We start from the raw sequence: 21,148 nt of genomic DNA on the forward strand, positions 1-21,148 counted from the left end.
GGTTGCACGGCGCAGTACCCTGCCGGGGTTCGGTCTCACCATGGGACTGACCCTGACATGGCTCTCCGTCATCATCCTGATTCCGCTGGCCGCGCTGTTCCTCAAGACGTTCGAGCTCAGCCTCGACCAGTTCTGGGGCATCATCACCAGCCGCCGCACCTTGAACGCCCTGAAGATTTCGTTTGGGCTTTCGTTTGCGGCCGCCTGCGTCAACCTGGTGATGGGCACCGTCATCGTCTGGGCGCTGGTGCGCTACCGTTTTCCGGGCCGGCGGCTGTTCGACGCCATCGTCGATATTCCCTTTGCCTTGCCGACGGCGGTCGCCGGCGTTGCGCTGACGCAGCTGTTCGCCCAGAAGGGCTGGCTCGGCGCGCCGCTCGCCGAACTCGGCATCAAGGTCGCGTTCACGCCGATCGGCATCTTCATCGCGATGATCTTCATCGGCATTCCGTTCGTGGTGCGCACGGTGCAGCCGGTGCTGATCGATCTCGATCCCGAGATCGAGGAGGCGGCGGCGAGCCTGGGCGCCAATCGCTGGCACACCGTGTTTCGCGTCATCCTGCCGAGTTTGATCCCGGCGCTGCTTACCGGCTTCGCGCTGGCCTTTGCCCGCGCCATCGGTGAATACGGCTCGGTGATCTTCATCGCGGGCAATCTGCCCAATGTCTCCGAGATCGCGCCGCTGTTGATCGTGATCCGGCTGTCCGAATTCCGCTATGCCGATGCCACCGCGATCGCGGTCGTGATGCTGGTGGCCTCGTTCCTGATCATCTTCCTGATCAACCGGCTGCAGCGCTGGGCGCAAGCCCGCATCCCCGTGCATTGAGGTCTTAAAGATGTCGATGCAGACGGGATTGGTGACCTCGACCACGCAACTGCGGACCTACGCACCCGCGACCGATGTCAGCGTGGCGGCGCCGGCGCCGCGGCTCGGGATCGCGCGCGCGGAGCCGGGGACGGCGCAGCGCAATTTGCGCACCGAGCCCGGCCCGGTCCGCTTCATCATCATCGCGCTGGCGATCGCCTTCCTCAGCATCTTCGTCGTGCTGCCGCTGGTCGTGGTGTTTGCGTCGGCCTTCTCGAAGGGGATCGGCGCGTATCTCGCGGCGCTGGCGGAGCCCGAGGCGCTCGCCGCCATCAAGCTGACGCTGTTGATCGCCGCGATCTCGGTCACGCTCAACCTCGTGTTCGGGGTGATCGCGGCCTGGGCGATCTCGAAGTTCGAGTTCACCGGCAAGACCTTCCTGATCACGCTGATCGACCTGCCGTTCTCGGTCTCGCCGGTGATTTCGGGCCTGGTCTTCGTGCTGCTGTTCGGCGCGCAGGGCTATTTCGGGCCGTGGCTGCAGGCGCATAACGTCCACATCCTGTTCGCGGTGCCCGGCATCGCGCTGGCGACGATCTTCGTCACTTTCCCCTTCGTGGCGCGCGCGCTGATCCCGCTGATGCAGGAGCAGGGCACCCAGGAAGAGGAGGCGGCGATCTCGCTCGGCGCCTCCGGCCTGCAGACCTTCTTCCGCGTCACGCTGCCCAACATCAAATGGGGCCTGCTGTACGGCGTCCTGCTCTGCAACGCGCGCGCGATGGGCGAGTTCGGCGCGGTGTCGGTCGTCTCCGGCCACATCCGCGGCGAGACCAACACGATGCCGCTCTTGGTCGAAATTCTCTACAACGAATACCAGTTCGTCGCCTCGTTCGCGATCGCGTCGCTGCTCGCGATGCTGGCGCTGATCACCCTGGTGGCGAAGACCGTTCTCGAGCGGCGGCTCGACGAGGCAGAGGTGCCCGATGGCGATTGAAGTCAGGAATATCGTAAAGACGTTCGGCAGCTTTGCCGCGCTCGACAATGTCGATCTCAAGGTCGCCGACGGCGAGTTGCTGGCCCTGCTCGGCCCGTCCGGTTCCGGCAAGACGACGCTGCTGCGCATCATCGCAGGCCTGGACTGGCCTGACTCGGGCGAGGTCGCGATCGACGGCGAGAATGCGCTCTCGCGCGGCGCCAGCGAGCGCCAGGTCGGCTTCGTGTTCCAGCACTACGCGCTGTTCCGCCACATGACGGTGTTCGAGAACGTCGCCTTCGGCCTGCGCGTGCAGCCGCGCGCGATCCGCAAGGACGAGGCGACGATCCGCGCCCGCGTCAAGGAATTGCTCGACCTGGTGCAGCTCGATTGGCTGGCCAGCCGCTATCCCAGCCAATTGTCCGGCGGCCAGCGCCAGCGCATCGCGCTGGCGCGCGCGCTCGCGATCGAGCCGCGGATCCTGTTGCTCGACGAGCCGTTCGGCGCGCTCGATGCCAAGGTGCGCAAGGAGCTCAGGCAATGGCTGCGCTCGCTGCACAACGAGATCCACGTCACCTCGATCTTCGTCACCCATGACCAGGAAGAAGCGCTCGAAGTCGCCAACCGCGTCGTGGTGATGGACAAGGGCAAGATCGAGCAGATCGGCTCGCCCGGCGAGGTCTATGACAATCCGGCGACCGCCTTCGTGCATGGCTTCATCGGCGAATCCATCGTGCTGCCGGTCGACGTCGCCGGCGATGCGGTGCGGCTGGACGGCCGTCCCCTGAACATTCCGGCTTTGGGCGCGGCGTCGGGCGCGGCAAAACTGTTCGTCCGCCGCCACGACATGGCGGTCGGCCCGGCTGGAACCGGCGCCCTGGAAGGCGCCATCCGGCATGTCCGTTCGTTCGGTCCGATCCAGCGCGCCGAGGTGGCCCTGTCGGGGAGCGAGGGCAAGACCGTGATCGAGATCGACGCCCCCCGCGATCGCGAGCTCCAGGCCGGCGAAATCGTCTCCCTACAGCCCCGGCGCTACCGGATCTTTGCCGCCCAGGAGTAGGGGCCGTAGCCCCCGCGTGAAGTGCCCGTAGCCCGGATGAAGCCAACGGGTCGCGCGAACGCGCGCCCGGTGACAGGCTCCGCGAAATCCGGGGCTTCGTTCCGCGGATGGGCTGTCCCGGATTGCGCTTCGCTTCATCCGGGCTACGGGGCCCGGAGGGTCGGTGGCCTTTGATGGCCAAAAGTTAGCCCCTGTTCACCATTCAGCCACGGTTGGTATGCAACAACGGCGGGCCAACCTTGGGGGTTCTCAAAAGTGAAACGGACGACGGTCGCCCTGTTCGGGCTTCTGGTGCTTGCCGGCTGCGCCGCCGACACCAAACTCCCGGAAGAACCGGCCATGTATCTCAACATGGCACAGCCCGGCGCGGTGCTGGACAGCCAGGCCGCCGCGATCATGTTCTCGCAGTACCGCCAGAACAATGGTCTTGGCACCGTGGTGGTGGATCCGGACCTGACCAAGCTCGCCGAGCAGCAATCGCAGGCGATGGCCGCCCGCAACAAGATGGACCACGACGTGAAGGCCCCGCTCGGCAAGCGGCTGCAGGCCGGGGGGTATCCAGCGACGGTGGCGGTCGAGAACATCTCGGCCGGCTATCACACGCTTGCCGAAGCCTTTTCGGGCTGGCGCGATTCACCGCCGCACAAGGCCAACATGCTGAAGGGCGGTGTCACAAAAATGGGCATCGCGGCGGTCTATGCTCCCAACACCAAGTACAAGGTGTTCTGGACGCTCATTTTGGCGGCAACCTGATCTCGATAAATTCCGCGTGATCTGGAGCATGATCCGGAAAAGTGTGAGGCGGTTTTCCGGGAAGATCATGCTCAAACAAAGAGCCCCGCATCTCGTTGATTGACGCCGCGGCGAACAGCCGCCACGGTGCGGCTCAAGTCATTTCCTGACCCAACGGTTACGAATGGATACTTCGGATTCCGCGCCGGCCTCGACGCCCGCGCAAGCGCAGCGCGTGCTGGTTCTTCAGGGCGGCGGCGCGCTCGGCTCCTATCAGGCCGGCGCCTTTCAGGCACTCTGTCACGCAGGCTTCGAGCCGGAATGGATCGCCGGCATCTCGATCGGCGCCATCAACGCCGCGATCATCGCCGGCAACGAGCCGGCCAAGCGCGTGCCGCGGCTGAAGGAATTCTGGGAGATAGTGTCGGCGCCGGTGCCGTGGAATCCGGTCTCCAACCATGAGCGCGCCCGCTCGCTGTTCAACGAGACCAGCGCCGCCATCATCGCGACCTTCGGCGTGCCTGGCTTCTTCACGCCGCGGATTCCGCCGGCACCGCTGTGGCCGCCCGGCAGCTCGCAATCGCTGAGCTATTACGACACCGCGCCGCTGAAGAAGACGCTGGAGCGCCTGGTCGATTTCGACCGCATCAACGATCTGAAGACGCGCCTGTCGGTCGGCGCGGTCAGCGTCACCTCGGGCAATTTCCGCTATTTCGACAATTACGAGTTCAGGAAGCTCGGCAAGAAGATAGGCCCCGAGCACATCATGGCCTCGGGCGCGCTGCCGCCGGGCTTTCCCGCCGTCGTCATCGAGGGCGAGCATTACTGGGACGGCGGCATCGCCTCCAACACTCCGCTCGACTTCGTGCTCGACGAGGAGATCAGCCGCGATCTCCTGATCTTCCAGGTCGATCTGTTCAGCGCGCGCGGGCCGTTGCCGGAGACGCTGCTGGAGGCCGCCGAGCGCGAGAAGGACATCCGCTATTCCAGCCGGACGCGGATGAACACCGACAAGAACAGGCAGATCCACAACGCCCGCATGGCGGTGCGCGACCTGATCGGCAAGCTGCCCGATTACCTGAAGAACGATCCGTCGGTCGAACTGCTGCGCAAGGCGTCCAAGGAGAACACCGTCACGGTGGTTCACCTGATCTACAAGAGCAAGAATTACGAGAGCTCCTCGAAGGACTACGACTTCTCCCACGTTGCGATGGTCGAGCACTGGGGCGCGGGCGTCCGCGACGTGCATTTGTCGATGCGTCACAAAGAATGGCTAGAACGGCCGCAGTCCGGGGAGACCATGGTGACTTACGACCTCACGGGGGATGAACCCACACCCCCTGAATCGAAGCCCCCTGCAAGCAGATAGGAGCGAAGAACAATGGGTACGTTGACAGGCAAGACCGCCGTGGTGACCGGCTCGACCAGCGGCATCGGATTGGCTTATGCGCGCGCCTTCGCCGGCGCCGGCGCCAATATCGTGCTCAACGGCATGGGCGTGCCGGCCGACATCGAGAAGGAGCGTTCCGGCATCGAGACCGACTTCAAGGTCAAGGCCGTGCATTCGCCGGCCGACATGACCAAGCCGGCCGAGATCGCCGACATGATCGCGCTCGGCGAAAAGACCTTCGGCTCGGTCGACATCCTCGTCAACAATGCCGGCATACAGTTCGTGTCGCCGATCGAGGAATTCCCGCCGGAGAAGTGGGAAGCGATCATCGCGATCAACCTGTCGTCGGCGTTCTACGGCATCCGCGCCGCGGTGCCCGGCATGAAGAAGCGCGGCTGGGGTCGCATCATCAACACGGCTTCCGCACACTCGCTGGTCGCTTCGCCCTTCAAGTCGGCCTATGTCTCGGCCAAGCACGGCATTGCCGGTCTCACCAAGACGGTGGCGCTGGAGCTCGCGCAGCACAAGATCACCTGCAACTGCATCAGCCCGGGCTATGTCTGGACCCCGCTGGTCGAGCACCAGATCCCTGAGACCATGAAGGCGCGCAACATGACCAAGGAGCAGGTCATCAAGGACGTGCTGCTCGCCGCCCAGCCGACCAAGGAGTTCGTCACCTCCGATCAGGTCGCAGCGCTTGCGCTGTTCCTGTGCAGCGACGATGCTGCGCAGATCACCGGCTCCAACTACTCGATCGACGGCGGCTGGACCGCGGAGTAATTTTCCGGCGCGATTTGGCGGCCTCAGAACAAGCCGGCCCTGATTGGATCAGGGCCGGCTTTTGTTTTGAGGCTGCGATCGTCGCCAGCGCCTGGAGCCATCCCTTTTTCGGCGAGATTTCGCAACTTTTTCCGATCGGATTCAGGACGATTTGGCACGCCATGAGATGATGGCATGGGCATTCGTAGCGAGGAGCAAATCGGATGGAGCAGCGGCAGCCAGATGACGAGGTGATGGGCAAATCGCATTCCGAGCTTCGGCCCGCCTCCCAGCTACGGCTCAAGGGTCAGGTGGTCCTCGCCGGGAGCGCCGGTTACGACGAGGCGCGCAGGGTCTGGAACGGCGCCGTCGACAGGCGGCCGGCCATCATCGCCTACTGCGCGGATACCCGGGACGTGGTCGAGGCGGTGACGTTCGCGCGGTCCCGCACGTTCCCGGTGGCCGTTCGCAGCGGAGGCCACAACGTCGCCGGCCTCTCGGTCTGTGACGGCGGCATCGTCATCGACCTGTCGCGGATGAAGCGCATCGACGTCGATCCGGTCCGACGCACCGCGCGCGCGGAGGCCGGCCTCGATCTCGGCGAATTCGATCGTGCCACGCAGGCGCACGGTCTGGCGACCACCATGGGCGTCAACAGCGACACCGGCATCGCCGGGCTCACGCTTGGCGGCGGCTTCGGCAAGCTCGGGCGAAAATACGGGTTGACCTGCGACAATCTGATTGCCGCCGAAGTGGTGACAGCCGAGGGACAGGTCCTAAGGGCCAGCGCGACCGAACACCCCGACCTGCTGTGGGGCTTGAGAGGCGGCGGCGGCAATTTCGGCATCGTGACTGCGTTCGAATACCGGTTGCATCCGATCGGCACGTCGTTGCCCGTCGCGTCGACGCTTTATCCTTACGATCGGGCGCGCGAGGCCATGCAGTTCTACGATGAATTCGCGCGAAACGCTGCCGATGAGGTCAACGTCGATGCGGCGCTTGTGACGCTGCCGTCGGGCGACCGGTTCTTCAACATCTCCGGTTGCTACGTCGGCTCGCATCATGACGGCGAGCGCGCGCTTTCGCCGATCGTCAAGTTCGGCTCGCCCGTCGAGACGCGCCTCGCAACCGTCCCCTATCTCGAGATTCAGTCGGGTGGCGATGCCCTGTTTCCGCGGGGACGTCGCTATTACTGGAAGGCGCAGTTCCTGCGCGAGATCGGTGCGGGCGCGATCGACGCGCTGCTCGACGCCTATGCGAGAGCCCCCAACACCTCGTCCTTGCTGGTCCTCCAGCATGTCGGCGGCGCAATTGCACGGGTTCCGGTATCGAACTCGCCTTACGCAAACCGCGATGCGGCGTTCGACTGCTTTCCGGTCGCGATCTGGGACGATCCGGCCGGTGACGAGGCGAACATGCGTTGGGCGCGCGAGCTGTGGAGTGCCGTCAGGCCCTATTCGACCGGCGGCGTCTATGCCAACAATCTGGGGGACGAGGGCGAAGACCGGGTGCGCGACGCCTATGGCGAAAATTACGCACGTCTTGTCGCGCTCAAGAACAAATACGATCCGACGAATTTCTTCCGCCTGAACCAGAATATCAAGCCGACGACATAGTTCAGGGCATCGGAGAAAATCCAAATGCGAAGCCGCTGGACCATTCTTGCCGCTCTGTTCGTCGCTCGTGCCACCATCGCCTTTCAGTTTCAGAGCGTCGCGGCCATCGCGCCGCAGCTCAGCCAGGGTCTGGGCGCGAGCCTGGCCGATATCGGCGTCCTGATCGGGCTCTACTTTGCGCCGGGCGCCTTGCTTGCCTTGCCTGGCGGCGCGATCGGCCGCCGCTATGGCGACAAGGTGGTGGTCCTTGCCGGTCTCCTGATGATGCTGGCGGGCGAACTGCTGATGACCACGTCAACGTCGTGGAGCGCGCAGATCGCGGGCCGACTGACTGCCGGCATCGGCGGCGTCCTCCTGAACGTTCTGATGACCAAGATGGTCGCGGACTGGTTTGCCGGTCGGGAAATCGCCACCGCGATGGCCATTTTCATCAACTCATGGCCGGCCGGCATCGCAGCCGCTCTCATGCTGTTGCCGGCAATCGGAGCCACGCTCGGACTCCATGCCGTCAATCTTGCCGTCGTCGGGGTGATCCTGATCGGTCTTGGCCTCATTGCTCTGGTTTATCGCGCGCCGGATGCGGCGGTCGCGGTTGAAGGCGAGCGCAGCAGCCTGACCGCCGACACGATCTGCGCCGTGATTGCCGCCGGCCTGATCTGGTGTCTCTACAACATCGGTTTTGCGATGATCTTCAGTTTCGGTCCGTCGATGCTTGTCGAGCAGGGCTGGTCGGGCGCCGCAGCCGGATCAACCATCAGTATCGTGCTCTGGCTCGCCGCCCTTTCGGTGCCGTTGGGCGGCTTCCTCGCCGATCGGACGAGGCGCGGCGAGGTGATCCTGGTCACGGGCTGCATCGCCTTCGCGCTCCTAACACTGCTCCTGTCGCGCAGCGGCACGGTGCTTCCCGTCGTCATTGCTCTTGGAATCCTCTGCGGCCTGCCTGCCGGTCCAATCATGAGCCTGCCTGCGCGTGTGCTCGAGCAGAAGACGCGGCCGATCGGAATGGGAATATTCTACACCGTCTTCTACGCCGGCATGCTGGCCGGACCTGCGATCGGAGGAAGGCTCTCGACCTCGGTCGGCTCCGCCAGCGCGGCGCTCGACTTCGGCGCCGCCGTGCTCCTGGCTTGCCCGGCCGTGCTGTGGTTCTTCCGCCGCATGGTTGCCGGCCACGATTGGCAGCAGGCGGACATCAGGCGCGCCTGACAGGCGCAAGGCTGAACGCGGTCAGGCAGGTTTTCCAGTCCGGCGGCGGGCATGCCATCGCATTATGCCGCGCCCGGCGGAATGCTATGACGCCGGCCGCCGCCTGCCGAACGCCAGCACGTGCAGCCCGAGGCGTGAGCGCACCACATAGAACAAGAGGATCGTCTCGAAGGTCAGCGACAGCGAGGTCGAGGCGGCGGCGCCCATGCCGCCGTAGCGGGGGACGACGGCGATGCAGAGCCCGACATTCATCAGGAACGACACCGCATAGGCCGTGGCGCAGATGCTCTGGTGGCCGAGCATGTTCAACAGCCGCTCGACCGGCCCGATCGCCGAGCGCACCACAAGCCCGATCGCGGCGACGAACATGATGCTGTAGCCGTCGACGAATTTCGGGCCGAACAGCCACAGCAGCGGCTTGCCGAACGCCAGCAGGGCGACGGTCGCGAGCAGCGAGGGCCAGAACGTCCAGCTGATGGCGTGTGCGACATAGGCCGACAGGCGGTCCTTGTCGCCGATCGCGTTGTATTCGGCGAAGCGGTGCGCCGTCGTCGCCGCCATCGCGTAGTGCACGAACGACACCAGCGCCAGCGTCTTCACCACGGCGAAATAGATGCCGACCTCCTCGGGCGAGCGGAACTGCTGCAGCATCAGCACGTCGGTGTAGCCGAGCAGGAGATAGAAGCTCTCGACCAGCATGATCGGCAGGGAGATCGCGAACCAGCCCTTGACGTCGTAGCTCTTCTCGCCCACCCCGAGATGGGCGGTGAGGCGGCGGTTGAGCACGACCATCTGGCCGATCGCCGCGATGTACACCGCGGCGGCGCTCGCGATCATCGCCGCGGTGGCGCCGAGATTGAGGCCGAGCGCCAGCGCGCCGGCGGTCAGCGCGATGATCAGCCCCTGCCGCACGATGAACTGCGGCATCAGGCCGAGCTGCATCCAGTCATGTGCGCGGGAGATGCCGTCCTGGGTGTTGGCGACGACGAAGGGCGGCAAGGTCAGGCAGCCGATGTAGAGCGGCACGATTGCGTTGGGATCGATCCAGGGCGAGGCGAGGTGGATCACGCCGGCGAGCAGCAGCGCGACCATGCTGGACGTCGCCAGCACCACCCAGCGGCCGCCGGAGAGGAAGCCGCGCAGTGCCGCGAGGTCGCCACGCGCGCGGTATTCCGGAATGATCTTCTGCGCGGAGGGCGCGATGCCGAAATCCATTGTGCTGCCGAGCAGCAGCACCCAGGTCCAGACATAGACATAGATGCCGTAGTCCGAGCCGCTCATCCAGCGCGCCAGCAGGATCTGCGCGAGATAGGCGATGGCGGCGCTGATGACGCGAATGGCGAAGATCATGCCGGCGAGGCGCTTGGTGACCGACGCCTCCTTGGTGCCGCCGAGAGCGCGCGCGGCGAGGTCACGCAGGCGTGCGACCCGGCCCAATGGCGCTGAGGTTGCGGATTGTGTCTCCATCACAGCCAAGGCGGAAAATTCCTAAAGCGCCGCACGGCGGCAATGGCCCCGATCTATCAACGAAACGTTAAGATTGGGTTCGGCGAGGCGTGTTCCCATCTTGCGTCATCCCGGCGAAAGCCGGGATCCATAACCACAGGGAACAGTTGGTGCGCACAGCCTGATACCCAGCGCGTCTCAAACTGCCGCCGCGGAGTATGGGTCCCGGCCCCCGTGCGCAATGGCGCACTCGGCCGGGACGACGACGGGATACGCTGAAGCGCCGCCCGACAGCTAGTTCAAATTGATATTGAATTCGTAGCTTTTGTCGCCGCCAACCAGCGTCAGCTTCAGCGCGGCGCCGTCGGCCTTGGCGCCGGGCGGCAGGCCGTCGAGCTCGAAAGAGAAGCGCTTCACGCCCGGCGGCGCGTGTTCGACGGGCTTGGGCACCGGCAGCGCCCAGTCGGGCGTCGGCCCCTCGACGAACAGGCTGAGGTCGCGGCTCTCGGGCGCGCTGACATCGACCAACACGTTGTTCTTGCCGTCGCGCTTGACGTCGCGGATCGAAAACGGGATGGGGTCGCCGATATTGGCGGGCTTCGGCACCGCGTTGAGCGCTTCCGACAGCGCGGCGTCCTCGGTCGATGCGACGCTCGCGAACGCCAGCTCGGCCTTCGCCTCCACCGGGACGCACAGCTTCTCGCACACCGCGTAGTTGATGTCGGCGCGCAGCACCAGCGGCTTGTCGGGATTCTTCGCCACGATGCGCAGCGGCAGCACCACCTGGTGCTTGTAGCCGAGCGAGGTGCCGCCGGCGCCGTCGTCGAATTGCCGCGGCGCCGGCCACATCACGGTAACCGCCTCGACGTTATCCGACCTGGAGAAATCGAACCGGGGCGGCACGCCGGAATCGCCAGGCGTCCGCCAATAGGTCTTCCAGCCGTCCTGCAACTGGAACGCAATGCCGCCAAGCAGCACCGCGCCGCTGCGCGATCCGGCGAGCAGCCGCACCGCCGAATGCGCGTCCTGTTGCCACGGCGAGGCGTCGTCGGCGCGCACCTCCGTTGCCATACATGCGACGGAAAACAGGATGGCAACGCCAAATGCGGCCCGCAAGGGAACTATGACGATCATGAGACGTCTTTACCTGCAACTTTCGGTGCAAACCATTGAATTGCTTGTGATGCATCGCCGCACGGCGGTCGATGGTTGATTGACAGAACCGCCACCCGATATCAGGATGCCAAATCAGCAGGAAAGGCCTTTGCGGATGCGCCCTGAAGGCAAACCAGGCAAGACTCGCAAGACCGCCGCCGGCAGAAGCCCGGCCGTCGGTGCCCATGCCGCCGAAGGCGGCTATCTCGACGGCCAGATGCTGATCGCGATGCCTGTCATGGACGACCCGCGCTTCGAACGCTCCGTGATCTACATGTGCGCGCATTCCTCCGAGGGCGCGATGGGCATCATCGTCAACCGTCCCGCCGGCAGCATCGATTTCCCGGGGCTGCTGGTGCAGCTCGACATCATCGAGAAGTCGGACCAGATCCAGCTGCCCGAGAATGCCGAGATGATGAAGGTGATGAAGGGCGGCCCGGTCGACACCGGCCGCGGCTTCGTGCTGCATTCCAGCGACTTCTACATTCAGGATGCGACACTGAACATCGACGACGGCATCTCGCTCACCGCGACCGTCGATATTCTCAAGGCGATCGCCAAGGGCGCCGGGCCCAAGCACGCGATCCTCGCGCTCGGCTATGCCGGCTGGGCGCCGGGCCAGCTCGAGAACGAGATCCAGCATAATGGCTGGCTGCATTGCGACGCCGATCCGGAATTGATCTTCGGTACCGACGTCGACGAGAAATACGCGCGCGCCTTGCGCAAGATCGGCATCGAGGCCGGCATGCTGTCGAACGACGCGGGCCACGCGTAGGCTGTCGCTGAGGTCGTCGACGATCCCAACACATTCTCAGTGTCGTCCCGGCGAAAGCCGGGACCCATAACCACCGCATGCAGTTGCGCCGCCGTGCTGGGGCCACAGCGTCGTGCAATAACAGCGCCCTGTGGTTATGGGTCCCGGGTCGCGCTGGCGCTTGCCCGGGACGACACCAGTAGTAGTTCTGCTTACTCCGCCGCTTCCTGCGCGACCGTCGGCTGGGTGCCCGCGACCGTGGCGCGGCGCATGTCGCGGGGCTGCGACTGGTCGTAGCGGCGGACGCGGTGCACGGTCTGGCGGTTGTCCCACATCACGAGGTCATGCACCGTCCATTTGTGCACATAGACGAACTCGGGCTGCGTCGCGTGCTCGGTGAGGTCGCGCAGCAGCAGCCGCGCCTCCGGCATGCTCATGCCCCTGATGGCGCCGGCGTGCGACGACAGATACAGCGACCTGCGGCCGTGCACCGGATGCGTCCGCACCAGGCGCTGCAGCACCGGCCTGAACATCTGCTTCTCTTCATCGGTGTAGTCGAGGAAGCCGAGCGAGCCGCGTGAATACATCAGCGAGTGCTCGCAGATCATGTCCTCGATCTCGGCCTTGGTCTCGTCGTCGAGCGCGTCATAGGCGGCGCGCATGTCGGCGAATTCGGTGTTGCCGCCCTTCGGGTTGACCACGCGCGCCGACAGCAGCGAGAATTTCGCCGGGATCGGCCGGAACGAGCTGTCGGAGTGCCACAGGCAGTTGCCGAGGTTGAACAGGTGGGTGCGGTGCTCCTTCGGCAGCGGCTTGCCGTCCTTGCCGAGATTGCCGACGTCGTTCAGCCCGGAGGCGAGGCGGTAGTCCTCCTTCTTCGTCACGGTGCCGCCGCGCGCATCTTCGCGCTCGCCGAAATTCAGCGCGAATGCCATTTGCTGTTCGTCGGAGATGTCCTGGCCGTGGAACACGAGCACGGCGTATTTGTCCATGCCGGCCTCGATGTCGATGGCTTCCTGCTTCGTCAGCGGCTTGCGCAGATCGACGCCGGAGACCTCGCCGACGAAATGCTTGTGAAGCTGCCGGATCAGGACCGTCATTGGCGTATCTCCCCGTCTGTCGCGGGCGGTTGTCCCGCTTCGTTTGACGGGAAGGCTACTCACCGCGCGCGCGCTGTCAACGCTTCGCGGCCGCGCGCGGATCAGGCATTCCGCGCCATCAACCCGCCGTCGACCGGAATCACGGCGCCGGTCAGGAACGACGCGGCGGGCAGACACAGGCTCAGCGTCATGTGCGCGACCTCTTCCGGATCGCCGTAGCGGGCGAGCGCGGTGCGGCGCTTGGCGTAGAGCGTCTTGTGCTCTTCGGAGATGCGGTCGGTGATCGCGGTGCGGATCGGACCCGGGCAGATGCAGTTCACGGTGATGCCTTCGCGTCCCAGTTCCACCGCGAGCGAGCGCGTCAGGCTGGTGACGCCGCCTTTCGCCGCGGAGTAGGGACTGTGCAGCGCGGTCGCGCCGAGCGCCTCGGTCGAGGCGATGTTGACGATGCGCGGCGAGCGCGACTTGCGCAGGTATGGCAGTGCCGCGCGGATGATGCGCGGATGCGCCGTCAGCATCACCGCGATGCCCCTGGCCCAGGCGTCCTCGTAAGCGGGATCGTCGATCGGCACCCGCACCGAGATGCCGGCATTGTTGACGATGATGTCGAGCCCGCCGAAATGCGCGGCGACGTCGTTGACGACTTTGGTGATGGCGTCGCGATCGCTGACGTCGAGCGTCCAGGCCTTCGCCGAGCCGCCGCTTGCCGAAATCTCCTTCGCCACCGCCTGCGTGCCTTCTTCGGTCAGGTCGGTGACCGCGACATTGGCGCCTTCATCGGCAAACACCCGCGCGGTGGCGCGGCCCATGCCGCTGGCGGCGCCGGTGACGAGAACGGTGAGGCCCTTCACCGAACGGCTGAGCTGCTTGTATTCGGACATCACGGACCCCCCGTTGATTTTCTGCGTTGTGAGAGACGGCAACGCTGGCACCGATCGCAAGATACGTCAAACCACCGACCCGATATCGGGCATGCGCGCAGCGCGTTAACGCAAGTTTCCCGGTTGGCTTTCCGAAAAGGATCATGCTCAATCAAGACAACAGCACGGGAGAGGAACGCGCGATGAACGAGCTCGATTTCGGCGGCAAGCAAATATTGGTGGTCGGAGGCTCTAGCGGCATCGGCAACGGCATCGCGCAGGCGTTCCGCGCCAAGGGCGCGCGCGTCGCGATCTGCGGCACCCGCGCGCAGGCGAGCGACTATTCCACCGAGGAAGGCTCGCATCTCGAGGGCCTCGCCTACGCGCAGCTCGATGTCAGCAACCCGCAGGCGATCGAGGCCTTCAACCCGTCGTTCGACCGGCTCGACGTGCTGGTGCTGGCGCAGGGCGCGGTGATTTACCGCCGCGGGGAATTCGAGATGGAGGGTTTTCGCAAGGTGCTCGAGGTCAACCTGATGAGCCTGATGGCCTGCGCGACCAAATTCCAGGCGATGCTGAGCGCAGCTAAGGGCTCGCTGATCATCGTGAGCTCGACCGCGGCCTATCATTCCACCATGGGCAATCCGGCCTACAACGCCTCGAAGACCGGCGCCGTCGGGCTGACGCGCACGCTCGGCGAGGCCTGGGCGGAGAACGGCATCCGCGTCAACGGCATCGCGCCCGGCCTCGTCGACACCAAGATGACCAAGGCGACGACGGCAAATCCGAAACGTCTCGAAGGCGCGCTGGAGCGCATTCCGCTGAAGCGTCTCGGCACGCCCGCCGACATGGCCGGCGCCGCGCTGTTCCTGGCCTCGCCGCTTGCCTCCTACATCGTCGGCCAGACCATCGTCGTCGACGGCGGGCTGATCCTGTAACCACAGGAACCTGCGCGCCGTTTCCCGGTTAGCTCCCGGACAGATCAGGGAGCGTGACGATGGACAAGGATCGGATTTTCGGAACGGCGAAAGAGTTCGCGGGCAAGGCCGAGGGCGCAGTCGGCGATGCGACCGGCGATGCGCAGACCCAGGCCTCGGGCCGTGCGCGCGAAGCCGCAGGCTCGGTGCAGGATCTCTACGGCCAGGCCAAGGACGCCGCGCGCGACGCCGCCGACACCGCGGTGAACTACGCCAAGGATACCCTCAAGGACGCCTATGAGCATCGCGGCGAGACGGTTCGCAGCGGACAAAAGGCAATGGCGCATGCGGTGCAGGAGAACCCGCTGGGATCGCTGCTGATCGCCGGCGGCATCGGCTTTGCGCTGGCGCTCCTGATGACGCGCCAGCCGCGCCGCCCGCCGCCGTCGCGCTGGCGCTATTACGGTTGAGCCATACGATGAAATCACAGGGCGGGTTCGCGACGGCGTAATCCGCCATCTCGCCGTGCAAGACGCCGCGCAAGACATCGGCGGGTTACGGCTTCGCCTGACCCGCCGTGCAAGGTTCCCGCAAATTTCCAGCCATCAGCTAGCTTGTCGCGCGTGCGCGCGGCCTACTGCCACGGACTCCCAGGCACTGCGGCCCGCTGTCCGACACCGCGCGGCGGGCGCGGCGGCGGAGCGACCAGCGGGCGCTGCTGCGGCGCGCCGAACCCGAACAGATCGCGCAGCCAGGGCTGCGTCTGCGGCTGCTGTTGTGGCTGGGCCTGGGTCTGCGCCGGACGGAACACACGCCTTGGCGGCTTCGGCGCGGTGATGATCGAGCCATCGGGCGCGATCGCCGTGGTCGAGGGCGGCGGATTGGCCGGTCCGCCCGCCGGCGCGGCTGGCGTCGCCGCCGCAACCGGCACATCGCCCTTGGCCTGCTCGCGGCCGATCTCGCGGCGCGGCCAGGCAAAATCGTCGGCGCGGCCGGCGGGTGGCGCCAGCGCCTCGCCCTTCACCAGCGTGCGCGCGGCGAGCGCATCGACGGCGGCGGGCCGCGAGCCCGGTCCGCCGAGCAATTGATCGGTGCCGACCGTGGAGGCGACCAGCGGCAGCACCGGGCCGGCCAGCGGCCGCGGCGCGGGCTTGCCGGGCTCGGCGCTGGTATCCGGTGTCGCCGGTTCGCTGGGCAGCGCGATCGGCCCGGAGCGCACCGCGAGCAGGCGCGTCACCTCGCGCTCGACATAATGCGCGAGCTTGCGCGCGCCGGCCTTGGTGAAGAACACGCCGTCATCGGTACGCAGCTTGCGGGGCTGGCCTTCGAAGTCCGGACCCTTCTGCATGAAGCGGCCGGCCTCGTCGACAAAGCCGTCCCAGACGTCGACATAGGTGATGCCGGCCTTGCCGGCGCCGTCGCGATAGAGCGCGTCGAGGAACAGCATGTCCGACGTGCCCTTCTGGCCGCGGATCGCGGGCAGGCCGACCCACAGCACCGGCACGCCCTTGCTCTTCAGCACGTTGATCAGCTCTTCGATCTTCTTGCCGTAGAGCTCGACCCAGCGGTCGTCGCGAAATTCATAGAGGCCGTTGGGCGAGCGCGCGGTCTTTTCCGGCGCGGCCTGCTGATCGTTGTCGGCGTCGTCGGCCGGCGGCTCGGGATCGGCGGGCTTGGCGTCAGCCTTGCCGTCATTCTTGGCGGCGGCATCGGGCTTGTCGCCGGGCTTGGCCTCCGGCTTGCCGCGCGCGTCCTTTTTCTCGTCCTTCTTGTCGACCCTCTTCTCCACGACGGATTCGCGGATCGCGGTGCGATCGTTGAGGCCGAGCATCACGACGATGGCGTCGGGGTTCTCGGTGGCGAGAATGCCCTTCGCAGCCGCGGCCCAATCCGCCGGATCGCCCTTGGGCTGATAGCGGATCAGACCGGAGACCGTCTTGTGCTTGCGGATCACGCCCATGTCGGGCTGGTCGGAATAGGCATCTTCCAGGCCGTAGCCGAGCCAGTCGGCCATGGCGTCGCCGATGACCAGCACGTTGCGCTCGGCGGCGGCCTCGCGCTTGGCCGGTGCCGGGGCGCGCGAGAAATCCTCGCGTGGCCGCTGCGGCTGCGATGATTGGGGCTGCTGCTGGAACGGTGCGAAGAAATCGCCGCCGAACCAGCCGCCACCGCCATGCTGCGGCGGAGCGCGGCGCTGCGGTTGCGGCGGTCCGCCGCCGAAGCCGGGGAAGCCGAAGAACTGCGCCGAGGCGGGCTGGGCGATGCCGATCAACAGCGCAAGCGCCACCGTCAGCGCGACCAGCGGGCCGGCTTCGGTGAATATGCGCAGAAAGGACTTTGGCTCTCGCATCGCGTTCGGTCGCAAATGATCTGGAAGTACGTGAGCATACTAGCGGAATCGGGCCGCAAGCGGGCAGCTTTTCCACCATAAATCGGGTGCCTTCGGCTGCCGTCAAGGCAGCCGGCAACTATCGGATTTCACGGTTACTTTCGGGGGGAGCGGCGGATGTCGCCCCCGACGGAACCGTGCCCCCTCTCCCGCTTGCGGGGGAGGGCTGGGGTGGGGGTGTTTCCGCAAGTCGAATGTCGAGAGGGTCTTCAAGTGGACAGAGCCCCCACCCGGATTGCATCTCCGATGCAATCCGACCTCCCCCGCAAGCGGGAGAGGTGAAGCGAGGCCCACCGAGCCCTACCGCGCCCGCAGCCGCTCCAGCACCTCGGCGGTGGCAAAGCCGTCGGCCGGCGCCCCGATCGACACCTGGAAGCCGCGCAGCGCCTCGCGGGTCTGGCCGCCGAACTGGCCGTCGGGCGTACCCTTGTAGAAGCCGCGCTGGGCGAGCAGCTGCTGCAGTTCCAGCCGTTCGGCGCGCGACAGCACCCGTTCCTGGCGCGGCCAGGGCTGCGCGAAGGGCTGGCCGCCGCGCAGGCGGTCGGCGAAATGGCCGATGGCGAGCGCATAGGCTTCCGCCGGGTTGTACTTCATGATCACCCGGAAGTTCTGCAGCATCAGGAAGCCCGGCCCCTCGGCACCGGCCGGCGCCAGCAGATAGGCCTTGTCGGACGGTCGCGGGAACGGCTGGCCGTTCGGCCGCTTGAGGCCGAGATGCTCCCATTGCGACAGCGGCATCGCTTTGGCGCGATCGGCTAGCATGTAATTGAGGCCTTGCGGCAGCACGACCTCGTAGCCCCAGCTCGCGCCGGTCTGCCAACCGTCCTTCTTCAGATTGTTGGCGGTCGAGGCGATCAGGTCGCTCGGATTGTCGACGACGTCGCGGCGGCCGTCGCCATCGCCGTCGACCGCATAGCGCTTGAACGCGGTCGGCATGAACTGGGTCGGGCCGAACGCGCCGGCCCAGGAGCCGCGCATCTGCTCGGGCCTGAGGTCGCCGCGGTTGAGGATTTCCAGCGCCGACAGGAACTCGTCCTTGAAATAGGCCTGACGGCGGCCGATGCAGGCGAGCGTCGCGGTCGACTGCACCACGTTGCGATCGCCCATCTGGGTCGAGTAGTTCGACTCGATGCCCCAGATCGCCGCGATGATGTAGCGGTCGACGCCATAGGCCTTCTCGGTGGCATCGAACTGCGGCTTGTATTTCGCAAGGATCTCGCGGCCCTTGGCGAGCCTGGTGTCGCTGACGAGGATGTCGAGATAATCCCAGATCGCCTTGGTGAACTCCGGCTGCGAATCCATCAGGTCCATGATGCGCAGATCGGGCGTGAGGCCGGCGGTGAAGCGCTCGAAATTCTCTTGGCTGATGTTGCGCCGTGCGGCATCTGGCCACATCGCTGCGACGCAGTTCGGGAAGTCCGACGCGGCCTGGCGGATCGCCGCAGCCGTCATCAGCGGATGGCCGGAGGCGCCGTCTTCACCGCTCCACGGCGGCGCTGCGCCATCCTGTCCGGTTGCGGCCTGCGGCGGCGTCGCATTCGGTCCGGAAAAGATGCTGTCGATCAGGTTGGTCAGGCCGTTGCCCGCCGACTGGGCTTGCGTGCTGCCGGGCAGCAGCAGGCCCAGCGCGATCAGGCTCGCGCTGAAAAGCTTGATCCTTGATGTTCCCATCGCGCGCATTTGTCGTGTGCCTGTCAAAATCGTGCTGTTCCAGAAGGCCCCGGCACGGTTTCCAATAACTTAACAAGGGCGAGATTTTGTTGCGGCCCGCATTGGCTGACGGGAACGGCGGAATTAAGCCGCACCACACATCCGCCTTTGTTGGCGGCTGCAAAACGGGGTACCAAAGGTATGATTCATTTCGTGCCGCCGTCCCACCCATTTCAAGGCTTCCGATAATCCCATGAAGATCCGCAAAGCCGTATTCCCCGTCGCCGGTCTCGGTACCCGCGTGCTGCCCGCCACCAAGGCGATGCCGAAGGAGATGCTGACGATCGTCGACAAGCCCCTGATCCAGTACGTGGTCGACGAGGCCCGGGAAGCCGGCATTGAGCATTTCGTGTTCGTCACCGGCCGCAACAAGGGTGTCATCGAGGATCACTTCGACCGCGTGTTCGAGCTCGACACCACGCTGGCGCAGCGCGGCAAGAAGACCGAGCAGGATATCCTGGCGCAGAATCAGCCCGAGGCCGGCGCGATGAGCTTCACTCGTCAGCAGGCGCCGCTCGGGCTCGGCCACGCGGTGTGGTGCGCGCGCGATATCGTCGGCAACGAGCCGTTCGCGGTGGTGCTGCCGGACGAATTGGTGCTGAACACGCCGGGCTGCCTCAAGCAGATGATCGACGCCGCGAGCAGGCTTGGTGATAAGTCGAACCTGATCGCGGTCGAGGCGGTGCCCGACGAGCTCACCCATCAATACGGCATCTGCAGCGTCGGCAAACGCACCGGCAACATCTTCGAGGTCGACCGCATGGTCGAGAAGCCGCCGCAGGGCACCGCGCCGTCCAACCTGTCGATCACCGGCCGTTACATCCTGCAGCCGGAGATCTTCAACATCCTGGCCACGCAGGAGCGCGGCGCCGGCGGCGAGATTCAGCTCACCGATGCGATGATCGGTCTTGCCAAGACGCAGAAGTTCTACGGCGTGGAGTTCGAGGGCGAGCGTCACGATTGCGGCTCGAAGCCCGGCTTCCTCCGCGCCAACATCGCCTTCGGCCTCAAACGCCCCGAACTGCGCGACGGCCTGATCGCCGAGATGAAGAAGTATCTGGAGAAATAGGGGCGCCGCCTCATCTCGTCATTCGCCGCGAGAATGCGGGCGTATGATTCACAGACCGCGCAACATATTCGATGTCGTCCTGGCTTTCGCCAGGACGACGGTTGTGGGATGGCGAGACGTGTGCGTCAAACGAGAACTACATCTTCGCCGCAGCGTCTCGGCAATCACGCCACCTTCCTTCGCCCCGTACGCTTCGCCGGCTCCCTGGCGCCGTCCTGCTTCGGCGCGCGCAGGGCGCGGGCGGCGAGGCTGACGACTTCGGAGATCTGCTGGAGCTGCGCGGCGAGCGGAGAGGTCTTGCGCCAGACCATGCCGATGGTGCGCGACGGCTGCGGGTGCTTGAAGCGCGAGACCGTGACCGGCGCCGAGCGCGTCTCGACCGTTACCGCCATCTCGGGGATCAGCGTGACGCCGATGCCGGCGCCGACCATCTGCACCAGCGTCGACAGCGAGCTCGCGTCCAGCACCTCGCGCGGCGGCGAGGACTGCATGTTGCAGAACGACAGCGCCTGGTCGCGGAAGCAGTGGCCCTCCTCGAGCAGCAAGAGCCGCATCTCGCGCAGCATCTCGGCGCTCGGCACCGGCGTCTTGGCATCCTCGCCCGGCCGCACCAGCAGGAAGTTTTCCGAGAACAGCGCGACCTCGGTCAGCGACGGTTCCGATACCGGCAGCGCCACGATCGCGGTGTCGAGCCGGCCCTCGGCGACCTCCTTGATCAGCTTCGGCGTCAGCGTCTCGCGGACATGGATGTCGAGCTCGGGATGCAGCCGCGCCAGGTTCTCGATCACCTTCGGCAGCAGATATGGCGCGACAGTCGGGATCATGCCGACCCGCAGCCGGCCGGCAAGCTTGTCGCGCGAGGCGCGCGCGAAGTCGCCGAGCTCGTCGACCGAGCGCAGGATGTCGCGCACGCGGCGCAGCAGGTCCTCGCCGAAGGTCGTCAGCGTCACCTGCCGCGCATTGCGTTCGATCAGCACGCCGCCGACCGCCTGTTCCATTTCGCGGATCTGCATCGACAGCGCCGGCTGCGACACCGCGCAGGCATCCGCGGCGCGCCCGAAATGGCGGTGGTGGGCCAGAGCATCAAAATACCTGAGTTGCCGGAGTGTGACATTTATCATCAGATAATCTTATCGAAGCGATCACTAAAGTCAATTTCCTCTGATGGATTGGGTTGCGTAGAATCATTCTTGGAAGAGCTCCAGCG

General features: G+C 65.7%; 20 protein-coding genes. 13 read left to right on the top strand and 7 right to left on the bottom strand.

Annotated elements, in window-relative coordinates:
* Positions 1-40 precede the first annotated feature (40 nt).
* The 8 genes from cysT (at position 41) to XI02_RS06065 (ending at position 8,541) form a co-directional block, all read left to right on the top strand.
* Entirely contained in the window at positions 41-826 is a 786-nt protein-coding gene (cysT, locus tag XI02_RS06030) for a sulfate ABC transporter permease subunit CysT (RefSeq protein WP_038377548.1), read from the top strand.
* A 10-nt stretch (positions 827-836) separates the two neighbouring features.
* Positions 837-1,799 (top strand): sulfate ABC transporter permease subunit CysW, encoded by a 963-nt coding sequence (gene cysW / locus XI02_RS06035; protein ID WP_244980822.1) that lies wholly within the window; start codon positions 837-839, stop codon positions 1,797-1,799.
* The gene (locus XI02_RS06040; protein ID WP_172648847.1) at positions 1,789-2,838 is read left to right on the top strand and encodes a sulfate/molybdate ABC transporter ATP-binding protein; all 1,050 of its coding nucleotides are present in this window, start codon (positions 1,789-1,791) and stop codon (positions 2,836-2,838) included. The genes cysW and XI02_RS06040 overlap by 11 nt, the downstream gene beginning before the upstream one ends.
* Positions 2,839-3,093: 255 nt before the next feature.
* Positions 3,094-3,591: a CAP domain-containing protein gene (locus XI02_RS06045; protein ID WP_016845206.1), complete on the top strand. Its 498-nt coding sequence runs from the start codon at positions 3,094-3,096 to the stop codon at positions 3,589-3,591.
* A 163-nt stretch (positions 3,592-3,754) separates the two neighbouring features.
* Positions 3,755-4,939: a DUF3734 domain-containing protein gene (locus XI02_RS06050; protein WP_016845205.1), complete on the top strand. Its 1,185-nt coding sequence runs from the start codon at positions 3,755-3,757 to the stop codon at positions 4,937-4,939.
* 12 nt (positions 4,940-4,951) lie between these two features.
* Positions 4,952-5,740: a 3-hydroxybutyrate dehydrogenase gene (locus XI02_RS06055; protein ID WP_016845204.1), complete on the top strand. Its 789-nt coding sequence runs from the start codon at positions 4,952-4,954 to the stop codon at positions 5,738-5,740.
* A gap of 203 nt (positions 5,741-5,943) precedes the next feature.
* Entirely contained in the window at positions 5,944-7,335 is a 1,392-nt protein-coding gene (locus tag XI02_RS06060) for an FAD-binding oxidoreductase (RefSeq protein ID WP_172648846.1), read from the top strand.
* A gap of 24 nt (positions 7,336-7,359) precedes the next feature.
* Positions 7,360-8,541 (top strand): CynX/NimT family MFS transporter, encoded by a 1,182-nt coding sequence (locus XI02_RS06065; protein WP_172648845.1) that lies wholly within the window; start codon positions 7,360-7,362, stop codon positions 8,539-8,541.
* 84 nt (positions 8,542-8,625) lie between these two features.
* Here the strand turns inward: XI02_RS06065 and XI02_RS06070 are convergent, their stop codons facing one another.
* Complete coding sequence (locus XI02_RS06070) at positions 8,626-10,017, bottom strand: lipopolysaccharide biosynthesis protein (RefSeq protein ID WP_370143854.1); 1,392 nt, start codon at positions 10,015-10,017, stop codon at positions 8,626-8,628.
* Between the two features lie 264 nt (positions 10,018-10,281).
* A complete protein-coding gene (locus tag XI02_RS06075) occupies positions 10,282-11,121 on the bottom strand; it encodes a protein-disulfide reductase DsbD domain-containing protein (protein ID WP_172648844.1) in 840 nt (279 codons plus the stop codon).
* On the opposite strand from XI02_RS06075, the gene XI02_RS45960 reads away from it, so the two are divergent.
* Complete coding sequence (locus XI02_RS45960; protein ID WP_256438840.1) at positions 11,078-11,200, top strand: hypothetical protein; 123 nt, start codon at positions 11,078-11,080, stop codon at positions 11,198-11,200. The two genes, XI02_RS06075 and XI02_RS45960, sit on opposite strands and share 44 nt — an antisense overlap.
* A gap of 57 nt (positions 11,201-11,257) precedes the next feature.
* Entirely contained in the window at positions 11,258-11,917 is a 660-nt protein-coding gene (locus tag XI02_RS06080; RefSeq protein ID WP_137476976.1) for a YqgE/AlgH family protein, read from the top strand.
* A gap of 191 nt (positions 11,918-12,108) precedes the next feature.
* On the opposite strand, the gene XI02_RS06085 is transcribed toward XI02_RS06080, so the two are convergent.
* Complete coding sequence (locus tag XI02_RS06085; protein ID WP_172648843.1) at positions 12,109-12,996, bottom strand: TauD/TfdA family dioxygenase; 888 nt, start codon at positions 12,994-12,996, stop codon at positions 12,109-12,111.
* Positions 12,997-13,097: 101 nt separating this feature from the next.
* On the bottom strand, positions 13,098-13,877 hold the full coding sequence (locus tag XI02_RS06090) for an SDR family NAD(P)-dependent oxidoreductase (RefSeq protein ID WP_069280592.1): 780 nt from the start codon (positions 13,875-13,877) through the stop codon (positions 13,098-13,100).
* A 182-nt stretch (positions 13,878-14,059) separates the two neighbouring features.
* Between XI02_RS06090 and XI02_RS06095 the strand changes: the two genes are divergently transcribed.
* Together XI02_RS06095 and XI02_RS06100 are read left to right on the top strand one after the other, a co-directional pair.
* Complete coding sequence (locus XI02_RS06095; protein ID WP_194483373.1) at positions 14,060-14,794, top strand: SDR family NAD(P)-dependent oxidoreductase; 735 nt, start codon at positions 14,060-14,062, stop codon at positions 14,792-14,794.
* Between the two features lie 59 nt (positions 14,795-14,853).
* Positions 14,854-15,243 (top strand): CsbD family protein, encoded by a 390-nt coding sequence (locus XI02_RS06100; protein WP_016845195.1) that lies wholly within the window; start codon positions 14,854-14,856, stop codon positions 15,241-15,243.
* A gap of 164 nt (positions 15,244-15,407) precedes the next feature.
* Here the strand turns inward: XI02_RS06100 and XI02_RS06105 are convergent, their stop codons facing one another.
* On the bottom strand, positions 15,408-17,123 hold the full coding sequence (locus tag XI02_RS06105) for an SGNH family hydrolase (protein WP_194483374.1): 1,716 nt from the start codon (positions 17,121-17,123) through the stop codon (positions 15,408-15,410).
* A gap of 339 nt (positions 17,124-17,462) precedes the next feature.
* Positions 17,463-18,842 carry a lytic murein transglycosylase gene (locus XI02_RS06110; RefSeq protein ID WP_018269634.1) on the bottom strand — a complete coding sequence of 460 codons (1,380 nt, stop codon included), beginning with the start codon at positions 18,840-18,842 and terminating at the stop codon, positions 17,463-17,465.
* Between the two features lie 223 nt (positions 18,843-19,065).
* Between XI02_RS06110 and galU the strand changes: the two genes are divergently transcribed.
* On the top strand, positions 19,066-19,941 hold the full coding sequence (gene galU / locus XI02_RS06115) for a UTP--glucose-1-phosphate uridylyltransferase GalU (protein ID WP_172648841.1): 876 nt from the start codon (positions 19,066-19,068) through the stop codon (positions 19,939-19,941).
* Positions 19,942-20,105: 164 nt separating this feature from the next.
* On the opposite strand, the gene XI02_RS06120 is transcribed toward galU, so the two are convergent.
* Complete coding sequence (locus tag XI02_RS06120; RefSeq protein ID WP_069275786.1) at positions 20,106-21,062, bottom strand: hydrogen peroxide-inducible genes activator; 957 nt, start codon at positions 21,060-21,062, stop codon at positions 20,106-20,108.
* Positions 21,063-21,148: the final 86 nt, after the last annotated feature.

The organism is Bradyrhizobium sp. CCBAU 21365 (assembly GCF_015291305.1).
GTDB classification, from domain to species: domain Bacteria; phylum Pseudomonadota; class Alphaproteobacteria; order Rhizobiales; family Xanthobacteraceae; genus Bradyrhizobium; species Bradyrhizobium elkanii.